Source organism: Azonexus sp. (assembly GCF_036170495.1).
In the GTDB taxonomy this organism is placed as follows: Bacteria; Pseudomonadota; Gammaproteobacteria; order Burkholderiales; family Rhodocyclaceae; genus Azonexus.
Map to the genome: position 1 here is coordinate 10,418 of NZ_JAVHPH010000116.1, position 12,325 is coordinate 22,742.

The window sequence follows — 12,325 nt, forward strand, 5'->3', positions numbered from 1 at the left end:
GCTTCTGACGCCGCGCACTGGCAACTGGGTCAGGGCAAAGCCCTGATTGAAGCTGGCACGGGTGATCAGGGCGTATTTGAAATTGGCACCAGAAAAAGCTGCGCCGGCACCGGCCAGGGCCAGCAAAAAGTCAGTGCCATTGGTCCCAACGACATTGGCGGCCAGAAGCAGCAGCAGCGGGGCAATGGTGCCGCCCAGCAACAACGTGCGTGCAGCCTGATTGAGCGCGGCGCGGGCCGACGGTGCCAGGTTGGATTCAACCGAGGCGCGGTAGCGCCAGTAGATGGCCAACCGCGCAACCAGTAGCACCAGGAACAGGGCCTGTGCAGCGCTGCTCACGCCGCCGTGCCAGTGACCCAGCAGCACAAAGACGCCACAGCCTTCGCACAGCCCGGTGCTGAACATGAGCGCTGTGAGCCGCGGCGAACGCCAGGCTGGAATGCCCTTGGTGGCCGGCAGCATGCGGCTCTGGCAGTACAGAAAAAGCAGTGCCAGCGCGCCCGTGACCCAGAGCAGGCCAGCCACGTTCAACAGCGCCAGCAGCCCGGCCGGGAACAGCAGCAGCGCGACCAAGGATTCACGTGACATCCACGAAGTGCGCGGGTTGAAAAAGACGTGGAGTGCCCGCAGCGGCCGACCGATCTCAAGCCAGACGCACAGCAGCCCCAGCCCAATCAGGGCCAGTGACAGCAACAGCAGCCAGTTGCTGAATAACGCTGCGCCCTCGCCCGGTGCGGCCAGCAGGGCACTTACAACCAGCAGGCCGACACCAACGCCGCCGCCGATGAAATTGCCAGCAGCGCGCCAGTCCCAACTGGTTTGCAGCCAGGGATTGGGTCCAAAAGCCGGGTGCTTGCTCATGTGTCCACCTTGTCCCAAAGATAATGAAAACCCGGCTGGGTGCCGAGTTCTTCGTGCATGCGAAAACTCTGGTTCTCAGCCAGCAGCTTGGATACCTTGCTGTCTGGATCATCCAGGTCACCAAACGCCAGCGCGTCGGCAATGCAGGAATTGACGCAGGCTGGGGTGGCGGCCGGATCTACACCGGGCTTGAGCCCGGCAGCCAACCCGGCATCAATGCGATCGACACAAAAAGTGCATTTGGTCGCCACCGCCAGCCGTTCCGGGTGAGCGTTTTTCTTTTCGCTCTCGGTGGCCGTGCCGTATGCAAAAGTGGCCACTGGCGTTTTGTAGCGTGCCTGATAAGGGCAAGCGACGATGCAGTACGCACAACCGATGCACAAGTCGTAATCAATCGTCACAATGCCGTCGGCGCGCTGCTTGGTTGCCAAGGTCGGGCAAACCGTCATGCACGGTGGCTCGGCGCAGTGCTGGCAACCCACCGGCACAAAAACGCGTTTGACATCGGGGTACGTGCCAAACTCCATGTCAAGCACGCGACGCCATTGCACTTCAGGTGGTGTGGCGTTGGTCAACTTGCAAGATGCCGTGCAGGTTTGGCAACCAACGCAGCGACGCAAATCAGCGGTCATGGCCCAGCGTGTCATGCCGTCACCTCCGTAGCGCGGCAGATTTTGACGCGCACAATGTCGGCGCCGGAGCCGGTGGCATCGGTCAGCGCCAGCGACATGTTGGCCAGCGAGTTCAGGCTGGGCATGCCAAAGTCTTTTGCCAACGGCGTTTTCCAGTGGTCAAACTGGCCGATCAGCAGCAGTGTGTCGGGGCGGATGCCTTGGCGCACCACGGCGCGGCCTCTGACGCTGCGCTTGGGCGTGGATATTTCAATGGCATCGCCGTCAGCAATACCGAGCTGTTGCGCGGCCTGCGTGTTCATCACAACGCCGCGATGGCCGGTGACGTTGCCTGCCACCTCACGCATCAACTGGATGCCGGCATTGGCACCCCAGGCGTATTGCATGCTGCGTGCGGTGAGCAGCCAGAACGGATAGTCCTGTGAGCTAGCGCCAGTCTCTGCGATGATGGCTTCCCACAGCGCCGGAAAGTTCTTCCAGATCGGCAGCGCCTGGTATTCCTTAAGTTGTTCGTCCCACCAGTGCATGTCGTTCTCGTGCAGGCGGCGACCCAGCTCGGTGCCCACGCGCAGCAGCCGTTCCTGGTAAGGCAACTCGTATCGCAAGCCGTGCTGGACCATGGTCTGATCCAGATACCATTGGCTACGCGCAAAAGGCCGCATTGCCAGGCCGTGCTCTTTCCACCAGTCCAAACCATGCGCGTCAACGCCATCGCTGACCTCAGAACTGGCAGCGCGGCAAACGGCATCCCAGATGGCCTGCGTGCTGTGGCGCTGGTCGGTGGCGAGTGAAAAATCGCCGTAGTCGCCTTTGAGCGGTACACCGCCAGCGCCCTTGTTGATGGCGGCGATGTATTTGTCGGTGAGCTTGGTGCGCGCCGCCAGTTCGCTGGCGATGTCGGTCATGTCGCGTACTTCGCCTCGACTTTGAATGGCCGGCTGGCGCAGCGCGAAACCGCTGTACTCCCAATACTGTTCCTGATACTTGGTCGGGGCCAGGCGCATCAATTGCAGGCTCTCAAGGTCAGTCGCATCGGGCAGCAAAATATCGGCAAAATGGTTCGTTTCGTCGAGCGTGTAAGCAAAAGCGACGACGAACGGAAAGCGCGCCATTTTCTCAGCCAGCTTGTCGGTTTCCCAGTACGAAATGGCCGGATTGGTACGGTACAGGAACCAGACATCGGGCAGTGTGACGCGCGGCAGGCCTTTGGGTGTTTCATCGAGAAACAGCCACGAAAAATGGGTGGGCCCCAGCGCCTGGCTCCAGGGGCCATTGGCTGCCAGCGGCACCATCGTGCGGTAGGCGTTGCGAATGTTCGGGTTGGGCGACCAATGGGCTTTGTCGGTTGGGTTAAGCGGAAAGTCCATAAAACCGTCGGGGCCGGGTTGGACGCTCTCGTGGCGCTGCGACATGGGTCGCACCAGGCGCACCGTTGTGCCAATGGTTCCGCCGGGCACCTCCAGCGCACCCACCAGCGTGGCCAGCAGGGTACGCGCCCAGCAGCACTCAAAGCCGCCCCAGCCGCTGTTGACGGTCTTGCCCAGTGTCACGGCAACCGGCCGATAAGGCAGGGTATGACCGTCAATTTCGATGGTCTGACCGATGCAAGCGTGTTCAGAGAATTCATTGGCAATCTTGCGTATCTTCTGTGCCGGAATGTCACAAATCTGCTGCGCCCATTCGGGTGAGTAGGGCCGCATATGCTCGAGCAACTTGGCAAAAGCGGTGCTACCGGTGAGGACGCCTTCAGCCAGAATATCGTCATCAGGGCCGATTTCGATGGCATCGACCTGGTAGCTGCCTTCAATCGCTTCCTGCAAATCAGCGCTGTCATGCACACGCGCGCTGCGGCTGGCCAAATCCCAGACCAGCGGCTTGCGGCTGATGCGGTCACGCAGGTAATAACCGTGTGGACCGACCAGATAAGGCGATGCAGTGCGTGTTGCCAGAAACGCCAGGTCCAGGCTGGTGCGCGGCAGTTCGTGCAACAGCACATGAATGAGCGCGTAGAGAAAGGCGGCGTCGGTTTTGGGTTTGATCGGTACCCATTGCGCCGAGCAGGCGCCGGTAACCGAGAGATGCGGCTCGACCTGCACGCGCTGCATGCCGCGCACGCGTGCTGCGGCATGGCGCCAGACCCCGACCACCCCGCCCGAGGCCTCCACATTGGAGCCGCAGGAAATCAGGTAATTACACAGCGGCGTGTCGGGCGCAACGATGAAAGCACGGTGCCAGAACTCGCCATACAGATGTTCGGAGTGGTAGCACTTGACACCCTGGCCGGAGCCAAAACCCATGTCAACCGGCCCCCAGGCCGCCAGAAACGCTGGCAAGGTGCCCATGTAATACTGCGGCGTGCCGGCGCCGCCAAAACTGGCCGCCACGCGCGGGTAGCCACTGGCATCGAGCAGGCCCTCGGCGCGAATGGCGTTGAGCTTGGTCGTGATCAGATCAAAAGCCTCATCCCACGAGATTGGCACAAAGCCCGGGTCCTGATCGCGACCTTTCAACGGGTTGCTGCGCTTCATCGGTGTCAGCACCCGGTTTGGGTTGTAGGTTTTTTGCACCAGCCCATACGCCTTGACGCAGACCTTGCCGGCGCCTGGGTGAACATTGGCGGCGCAGAAATTTGGCTCGACCTCGGTCGCGACCCCTTGCTCCACTTTGACCGTGAGCAAGTCAGGTCCGGCCACGCACTGGTAGCAGTAGGTCGGAACCTTGCGCACATTGCTGGCTTCAAGACTCATGTGGAATCCTTCTGAAAATCACGTTGAGAGCGGCGTCAAGGTAGCAACTTTGGCGCTGCGTGAGGCGCGCTCCTGCAAAGTCGCCCAGCCATCGTCAATCTCGGCTTGCAGGGTTTCTATGTCGGCACTTGCCATGTTGCGGTAACGTCGCTGCAGGGCCAGGTAGTCGGCAACCGGTCTGGTTTTGGTCGTGTGATTGAGCGTGTATTTGTGACCATCCTCAACCTCGTACAGGGGAAAGGCGCCCGATTCCACCGCGTAGCGGGCCGTCTTCAGACCGGCGTCGTCGGCCACACCCCAGCCGTCCATGCACGGAATCAGCAGTGTGATGATGCGCGTGCCCTGCATCTGTTTGGCTTTTTCCACCTTGCGCAGCAGGTCCGGCAGGTGGCCTACGCTGGCGGTGGCTACATAGGGAACCCGGTGAGCGGCCATGATTTCGGTGAGATTTTTTTTGCGTGATGTTTTGCCTAAAGGGGTCGATCCAGTGCGAGCGAAATGGGGCGTGGAGGAGGACTTCTGTGCCCCGGTATTCATGTAACCCTCGTTATCGAGGCAGAAATAGATGAAGTTCTCGTTGCGCTCGGCCGCCGAAGACAGACATTGAAAGCCGATGTCGTAGGTGCCGCCGTCGCCCGCCAGTACGATCACCTGGGTATCGTGCTGGCCTTTGGCGTCGAGTGCACGGCGCAAGCCTGTGGCGGCTGCGGCACTTGATTCCAGCGTGGGTTGATAGACCGGGATGCGCAGTGAACTATAGGGCTGTGCTCCGGCAATGATGGCCATGCAGGAGGGCGGAATCACCGCCATCGTTTTGGGCCCCATGGCCGCGAGCACATGGCGCGCCGACAGGGCGTCGATGCAGCCCGGACAGGCAGCGTGCCCGGAGCACAACATGGGTTCCTGGTTGGCATGTTCAATCTGTATCATGGTTTACCTCACCCACTGCGACTCTGGCAGTGATTCGTTTTGACGGGTCTGGTTGACAAACTCGATAATCTTTTTCGGTGGCACGTTGACACCACCGACACCGGCCAGCAGGCCATGAATGCGCGGTCTGACCGCAAGGTCGTAGAGCGCTGCACGCAGTTCCTGGTGCAACACGCCGCCGTAGCCCGGCGAGTAGTTGCGATCCAGCACGATGATGTCGTCCACCCCGCCGAGGGCCTCGCGCAGTCCGACGACCGGCAGCGGCCGGAACAGACGCAGCTTGACCAGACCCACCGCCTGGCCGGCCGCGCGCATGGCATCGACCGCCTCGCGCGCGGTACCGCACATGCTGCCCATGGTGACAATCACGCTGCTGGCACCGTCGCAACGGTAGCGTTCAATGACGCCATGGCTGCGCCCGGTCAGTTGGGCCCATTCATGGTCGGCCTGCGCCGCCAGCGCCGGCACCCGCGCCATGGCCTCGGCCAGATTTTGGCGGTGGCGGTAGAACATGTCCTGCGTCACCACGTTGCCCCAGGATTCCACCTTGTCGGTGTCAAGCCGGTGCGGTGGATCAAACGCCGGCAAATAGCGGTCCACCTGATCTTGCGACGGCACCAGCACCGGCTCAAGCGCGTGCGACACGTAAAACGCATCCAGATTGACCATCGCCGGGACGAGCACCTGCTCGGCCACACGATAGGCCTGAAGCACCGTGTCAAGCGCTTCCTGGGCACTCTCCACGTAGTACTGGATCCAGCCGGTGTCGCGTTGCGCCAGACTGTCGGTTTGATCCGGCCAGAAGGCCCAGGGAGAAGCGACGGTGCGGTTGACGTTGGCCAGCACAATCGGTGCCCGCGCACCGCTGGCATAGTGCAGCAATTCGTGCATCAACAGGATGCCCTGCGAAGCGGTGGCGGTAAAAACCCGCGTCCCCACCAGCGAGGCTGGAATGCAAGCTGACATCACCGAATGCTCCGACTCGGGCGTGATGATTTCAGCGTCGAATTCACCCGCAGCCTGGAATGCCGTCAATTGCTCAAGAATTGGCGTTTGCGGTGTGATCGGATACACCGGAACGACCCGCGGACGTGCCAAGCGGGCACCCCAGGCCACCGCCTGGTTACCGGTCAGCAGCATGGATTGGCTTGAAGCACTCATCGCAGTTCCTCCTGCATCATCATGGACCCGGTTGGACATTCCTTGACGCACATGCCGCAGCCTTTGCAGTAGTCGGTCAGAACCTGGTAGCCGTCGCCAATGCGTTTGACGGCCATGTCGGGGCAATACACCACACAGTTGTCGCAGTTGATGCACGTGCCGCAGGAAAAACAACGTTCACTTTCGGCCAGCGCCTGCTCAAACTCCAGTCCCAGTTGCACCTCGACGTCGCGGCTCAGGCGTTCCCGGGCGTCAAGCAGCCCGGTCTTGGCACGCTCGCGCGTTGGGTGGTAGTAGGTGCTGATGGCAGCCAGGGGCACCAGGGGGTGGTCACCGTAGCGCTCGTCGAGTGCAAAATTCGCCCCCTTTCCTTGTTGCTGGAGTTCGCCTGCAATGGCCTGCGCTGCCCGCTTGCCCATGCCAATGGCCTCCGTCACAAAGCGCGCCATGCTGGTCATGTCACCGCCAGCGAAGACGCCTGCGGTACTGGTAGCAAACCGGGCATCGGTCTGGAGCAATCCGCCCGCCGCAGCAAAGCCTGCCCCCAAAACCGAGAGGTCGGGGTCCTGGCCAATGGAGATGATGATCGCGTCGGCGTCAAAGCTGTAGCTGCTGTCGGCAATCGGTTGCAGCGTGAACTGGCCGCGCTGGCTGCCGGCAACAAAGGCGACCTTGGTGCAGTGCAGGGTGATGCCCTTGGCACCGCCGTCTGTGACTTCATCCAGGCGTGCTCCGTCCATCAAGGTGATGCCCTCTTCCAGTGCTTCGACTACTTCATCGGTCTGCGCCGGCATTTGAGTGCGCTGCTCCAGCGCCAACAGCGTGACCTCATGGCCAAGCCGACGCGCACTGCGGGCGGCATCGAGTGCGGCGCTGCCGCCGCCGATCACTACCAAGCGCTTGCCCAGAGGCACTGGCTTGCCTGCAGCCACAGCCCACAGATAAGCGGCACCGTCGCACACCCACGGCTGGCTGTAGTCCAGTGTGGGCAGGCGTTTGTTGCGCGCCGCGCCCAGTGCCAGGTAAAGCGCATCGTGTTGCTCGCGCAGACGGGCAAAGCCTTCGGCGGTGTCAATCCGGCAGTTGCAGTGAACCTCCACACCCATGGCCACAATGCGTGCAATCTCGCTGTTGAGCACAGGGCGTGCAAGTCGGTAAGCGGGTATGCCATAACGCATCAGTCCGCCCAGTTCGGCTTGCGCCTCATAAAGGGTTACCGCATAGCCCAGACGACGCAACTGAAACGCGGCCGACAAACCAGATGGACCGCCGCCCACGATAGCCACGCTACCGCTTTGGGGCTGTGCGGCCGGCGCAAACGCCCAGCCCTGGGCCAAGGCCTGGTCGCCGACAAAGCGCTCCAGCTTGCAAATGGACAGCGCCTGGTCGTAACCGCCGCGATTGCAGGCGGTTTCGCAAGGATGGTGGCAAATGCGTCCGGCAATCGATGGAAAGGGATTGTGGCGGGTTAGCACTTGCCAGGCCCCTTGCAAGTCACGCGCTCTTGCCAAACCGATCCACTCGGCGATGTCGCCGTTGACGGGGCAGGCGCCGTGGCAGGGTGCGGGCGCCTTGATGTGTTGGGCCAGTGAGGCGCGCCAAGTGCCGGTTTTGATGACGTCGGTACTGCCAGTTGTCCAAATCGCAGGAATCGGCGCGTTCATGGGGTAGTCTCCAGCAGCAGTCGTTCGGCGCAGTGGTAGCCTTGCGTGCACGCGGCGATGTTTTCATCGTGTTGCTTGGGTGCGTTGTCCACCAGCGTCTGGGTTAGTACCTCTAGCGATGGCGCCTTGATGGCCCGGGCCAGGGCGCCCAGCAAGGCCGAGTTGACGATGCGCCCGAGCCCCTGCTGGCGGGCGATCGACAAGGCGTCAATCGGTATCACCCGTTTGCCCGGCAGGATGCTGGCAAATTCGGCAACACTTCGGGTCGAATTGGTCACAATCAGAGTGTGCTCGTCAGCAGTTGCCAGCAATCGGCCTTCGAGCAAGCTGGCATCGAAGCACAAAATGGCGTCGGCACGTTCTATGTCGCAACGCAGCCGGATCGGCCGATCGTCAACCCGCAGGTGGGAGTTCACGGGGGTACCACGGCGCGCGCCACCGTAGCTGGCAAAGGACTGCACGTGCAGTCCTTGCGCATGGAATGCACTGGCCAGCAGATTGCCGGCAGTCTGTGCGCCCTGGCCGCCGCGGCCCTGGATAATGATCTCAAGCAAGTTGTTGTCTCCTTCAGGACTCTGTTGCGCACCTGGTGCCTGACAGAGTACCGCGTTGTTTTGTGGGTAGTGAGGCCCTGTCGCAAGCTCAATGTAAGTTGAATTTATACATTCGTCAAATTGATTTTGAAAATCAGATACATTCACCAAAAAGATATTAGAGGAATTAGCATGGCTCGGTTCCGGCACCTTGATCTCAACCTGTTGCGGGTGTTGTGCGCGGTTTATCGCCTTGGGTCGGTGACCCTGGCGGCGCGCCAACTGGCGCTGTCGCAACCAGCGACCAGCAATGCGCTGGCGCGCCTGCGCGCCTTTTTTGACGACGCATTGTTTGTGCGCTCGAGCAGTGGTCTGCACCCCACACGCAAGGCACAGCGCATTGTCCCGGCCTTGATGGCACAACTTCAGAGTCTGGAGACCACGGTGCTCAGTACCGAGGAGTTCGAGCCCGCCAGCAGCACGGTGCGCTGGCGTTTGTCGTTGTCAGACCTCGGTGAAATGATGTTTTTGCCGGCGCTGGCGCAAGCCTTTCGCGTCGAGGCTCCGCACAGCCAGCTCGGCAATGTGGCGGTGCCCTCAACGCAGGTCAGTGCCGCGCTGGAAGCACAGGACGTCCACCTGGCGATTGGCATCCTCAATCCGGGGCACATCTCGATCGCCAGTGAACGGCTGTTTCAGGAAAACTTTGTGGCCATCACGGCAAGCAACTGGCGCCCCGCCAAAGGCCGTACCGCAGCCAACTTGACACCGCGTCAACTGGCGGCGGCATCCTTGGCCGTGGCGTCACCCGCAGCCACACTTCATGGCAGTGTGGACTTGATGTTGAACAAGTTACAACTCAATGACCGCATCGTCGTGCACGCGCGTCACTACGGTGCTTTGCCAGAACTGGTGACTCACAGCGACCTGCTGGCCATTGTGCCGTTGATGTATGCCAATTCGCTGGCGCCGCGCTACGACGTGCGCATCTGGGGGCTGCCAGACCATGGTCCACGCTACGACGTCAGCATGGTCTGGCACAAGAGTGCCACCGATGACCCGGCGCATGTCTGGTTGCGCGCGCTGGTGCGTCGCCTGTTTTTGCGAACCCCGTCATAGGCGCTGCTGTGGCCACCTACTGCCCAGGCCACGGTTGCACCGGTGTTGTGGCGATTCACCGGAATATGTATTGACCATCGATGCTGAATTAGGCATCATCAGAGCGACTTCAAGCAGGCCGCTGTGAGCCGTAATTTGTGAAGGAATTTCATGCGCGTATTTCAAATTGAAGGTGATTGGGGTTTGCATAACCTCAAACTATCGCAACGCCCCCAACCCACCGCTGGACCCGGGCAGGTGCTGGTCCGGATGCATGCCTCGTCGCTCAATTACCGCGACCTGGTTGTTCCCGAGCGCGGCTATGGCAGTTATACCGGCAGCTTGCCGCTGATACCCATTTCTGACGGCGTGGGTACCGTGTGCGAAGTGGGTCCTGATGTGCGCCGGGTGACGGTTGGCGAGCGGGTTTGTCCGACTTACTTCCAGAATTGGATCGGCGGTGCGCCTGACCTGGAACGACTGACCCAGTCACTGGGCGGCCCGATCGATGGAACCATGACGGAAATCATGTGTTTGTCAGAACACGGCGTGGTCAAAGTTCCCGCGCACCTGACAGACGCCCAAGCCGCCAGTTTGCCCTGCGCGGCGCTGACCGCCTGGAGCGCATTGACTTCCGGCAGTGCCCTTAAACCGGGTGATCGCGTGCTGATCCAGGGCTGTGGGGGCGTGGCTCTGTTTGCGGTTCAATTTGCCAAGCTTCTTGGCGCCCATATCACGGTCATCACGTCGAGCGAGGAGCGGATGGCTCGCGTGCGGCAATTGGGGGCAGATGCGGTGATTAATTACCGCGCCGTGCCAGAGTGGGCCAAAGCAACGCGCGACATTACCTTGGGTCGCGGCTATGACTTGATCATTGAGCTTGGTGGCGAGAAGACCTTGCCACAATCGCTGCGTTGCATTCGACCCGGCGGCACGATCGCCATGATCGGCATTTTGTCTGGAAGTACCATGACGACTTCATTGGGACTGATCGTCACGCGGCAGGTACGACTTCAAGGTGTTACCGTGGGTCACCGGGATGGATTCGAAGCCATGATTCGTGCCATTGACCAACATAAGATTCAACCCGTCGTGGATCGAATCTTTGGTTTTGAAGAGCTCAAGGAGGCGATGGCTTACCTCAAGAGCGGGGTGCAGTTTGGCAAGGTTTGCTTGGCCCATTGACGCCGCAGTGGGCTGTCGCACCGGGCAGATGCCGCGCCACGCTGGCGAATTTGAGCGCCGACGCCGGTTTTCATGGCCCTGACATCGTAGAACCTTTTGAAAAAGCAGAGGCGCTACTGATCAGGATTTCTGGCTGATCGCGCTTCGGGCAGTGGCCGCAGTGGTCTAACACAAGCCCTTGAGTCTGGACAGCGTGACGCGCGATGCTGTGGATCTGTTTCGGCGAACCGTATGCGTCGTCGCGTCCCTGCAACGCCAGCAGCGGGCATTTGATCGATTCAATTTCTGCTTCAAGCAACCACGCGTGAGATTGAGGCCTGAGCACGCCCGCACCGCAGGCGCACGCATTTCGCCCCAAAGCCAGGTGACCTGACCCAAGCACCCGGCCTCACCCAGTCACCACACCGTGCGTTGACACGGCCAGTTCCGACCATGGGCTGGCTCCTGCTGGACCCATTCGGATGTCCCATACCCCGCAGCTTGCTGCGGGGATTTTGATTTTGAACGAATACTAAAAAATAGTGCACTCATTCGTCAAAAACTGCACTATAATGCACTACGTCGGATGAATGCTACACCTAAGCCTGCGACATATCCCGTCAGCACCAGGCTTGAGCACCATCAGGCAGGCGTCCGGCACGCAAAGAGAAGAGATAAAGCCGGTAAATAACGCAGATCGAGCTGATCGGCACTATGACAGGAGATGAATTCATGAGCATCAACGCCTATCGCTGGCAAATGAATCAAGCCGGCGCGCCTCTCGAGCGCGTTACCTTTGTGGCCGAACCTGGCCCCACTGAAGTCGTGGTGGCGGTTGCCGGCTGCGGCGTTTGCCATACAGATCTTGGCTTCTACTATGACGGCGTGCGCACCAATTCTGCGCTGCCGCTCACACTCGGTCACGAGATCAGCGGTCGCGTCGTCGCCGCCGGTGCTGCAACCCAACACTGGTTGGGCAAAGCGGTCATCATTCCGGCGGTGCTGCCCTGCGGCGAATGCGATCTGTGCCAGCGCGGCCTGCAACCGATTTGCCGCGCGCAGAAAATGCCCGGCAACGACATTCAGGGTGGTTTTGCCTCACACATCGTCGTTCCCGGCCGTGGTCTGTGTGAAGTCGATGAGAGCCGCCTGGCCAGCGCCGGTCTGAGCCTGGCGCAAGTCTCCATTGTGGCCGACGCGCTCACCACGCCGTACCAAGCGGTGCGCCGCGCCGGTGTCACGCCCGGCGGTCTGGCGATTGTGGTCGGTGCCGGTGGTGTTGGCGGCTATTGTGTGCAAGTGGCACATGCCTTTGGTGCCCAGGTGGTGGCGATCGATGTCGATGACGACAAGCTGGCCGCTGTCGCGGCGCACGGCGCGGCCCTGACGCTCAACGCTCGCCAGCACGACGGCAAGGCGCTCAAGGCCGCCATTAACGACTTTGCCAAACAACAAGGTCTGCGCCGCACCGAGTGGCAGATCTTTGAATGCTCGGGCAGCGCCGCCGGTCAACTGACCGCCTTCGGTTTGCTGGT

At 61.0% G+C, this 12,325-nt stretch carries 11 protein-coding genes; 3 read left to right on the forward strand and 8 right to left on the reverse strand.

The features are described from left to right. The 7 genes from ADADOO_RS03720 to ADADOO_RS03750 form a co-directional block, all read right to left on the reverse strand. On the reverse strand, positions 1–861 hold an 861-nt coding region (locus tag ADADOO_RS03720), incomplete at its 3' end, for a DmsC/YnfH family molybdoenzyme membrane anchor subunit (RefSeq protein WP_511275129.1). Beyond that, complete coding sequence (locus ADADOO_RS03725; RefSeq protein WP_511275131.1) at positions 858–1,508, reverse strand: 4Fe-4S dicluster domain-containing protein; 651 nt, start codon at positions 1,506–1,508, stop codon at positions 858–860. The genes ADADOO_RS03720 and ADADOO_RS03725, both read right to left, overlap by 4 nt. After that, positions 1,505–4,240, reverse strand: coding sequence for a molybdopterin-dependent oxidoreductase (locus ADADOO_RS03730; RefSeq protein ID WP_511275133.1), 2,736 nt, complete (start codon positions 4,238–4,240; stop codon positions 1,505–1,507). The genes ADADOO_RS03725 and ADADOO_RS03730 overlap by 4 nt, the downstream gene beginning before the upstream one ends. Positions 4,241–4,258: 18 nt before the next feature. Further along, complete coding sequence (locus tag ADADOO_RS03735; RefSeq protein WP_511275135.1) at positions 4,259–5,170, reverse strand: thiamine pyrophosphate-dependent enzyme; 912 nt, start codon at positions 5,168–5,170, stop codon at positions 4,259–4,261. Positions 5,171–5,173: 3 nt separating this feature from the next. Beyond that, positions 5,174–6,331, reverse strand: coding sequence for a hypothetical protein (locus ADADOO_RS03740; RefSeq protein WP_511275137.1), 1,158 nt, complete (start codon positions 6,329–6,331; stop codon positions 5,174–5,176). After that, positions 6,328–7,995, reverse strand: a complete 1,668-nt coding sequence (locus ADADOO_RS03745; protein ID WP_511275139.1) for an NAD(P)-binding protein — start codon at positions 7,993–7,995, stop codon at positions 6,328–6,330. Before ADADOO_RS03745 ends, ADADOO_RS03740 begins: the two co-directional genes overlap by 4 nt. Continuing rightward, the gene (locus ADADOO_RS03750) at positions 7,992–8,549 is read right to left on the reverse strand and encodes a 2-oxoacid:acceptor oxidoreductase family protein (RefSeq protein WP_511275140.1); all 558 of its coding nucleotides are present in this window, start codon (positions 8,547–8,549) and stop codon (positions 7,992–7,994) included. The genes ADADOO_RS03745 and ADADOO_RS03750 overlap by 4 nt, the downstream gene beginning before the upstream one ends. Before the next feature lie 171 nt (positions 8,550–8,720). On the opposite strand from ADADOO_RS03750, the gene ADADOO_RS03755 reads away from it, so the two are divergent. Both ADADOO_RS03755 and ADADOO_RS03760 read left to right on the forward strand, forming a co-directional pair. Continuing rightward, the gene (locus ADADOO_RS03755) at positions 8,721–9,647 is read left to right on the forward strand and encodes a LysR family transcriptional regulator (RefSeq protein WP_511275142.1); all 927 of its coding nucleotides are present in this window, start codon (positions 8,721–8,723) and stop codon (positions 9,645–9,647) included. Positions 9,648–9,797: 150 nt separating this feature from the next. Then, positions 9,798–10,811 (forward strand): zinc-dependent alcohol dehydrogenase family protein, encoded by a 1,014-nt coding sequence (locus ADADOO_RS03760; protein WP_511275143.1) that lies wholly within the window; start codon positions 9,798–9,800, stop codon positions 10,809–10,811. A 70-nt stretch (positions 10,812–10,881) separates the two neighbouring features. Here the strand turns inward: ADADOO_RS03760 and ADADOO_RS03765 are convergent, their stop codons facing one another. Beyond that, positions 10,882–11,109 (reverse strand): alpha/beta fold hydrolase, encoded by a 228-nt coding sequence (locus ADADOO_RS03765; protein WP_511275145.1) that lies wholly within the window; start codon positions 11,107–11,109, stop codon positions 10,882–10,884. A 413-nt stretch (positions 11,110–11,522) separates the two neighbouring features. Between ADADOO_RS03765 and had the strand changes: the two genes are divergently transcribed. Continuing rightward, positions 11,523–12,325 (forward strand): 6-hydroxycyclohex-1-ene-1-carbonyl-CoA dehydrogenase (gene had, locus ADADOO_RS03770; protein ID WP_511275147.1); only part of this gene is annotated, 803 nt, incomplete at its 3' end.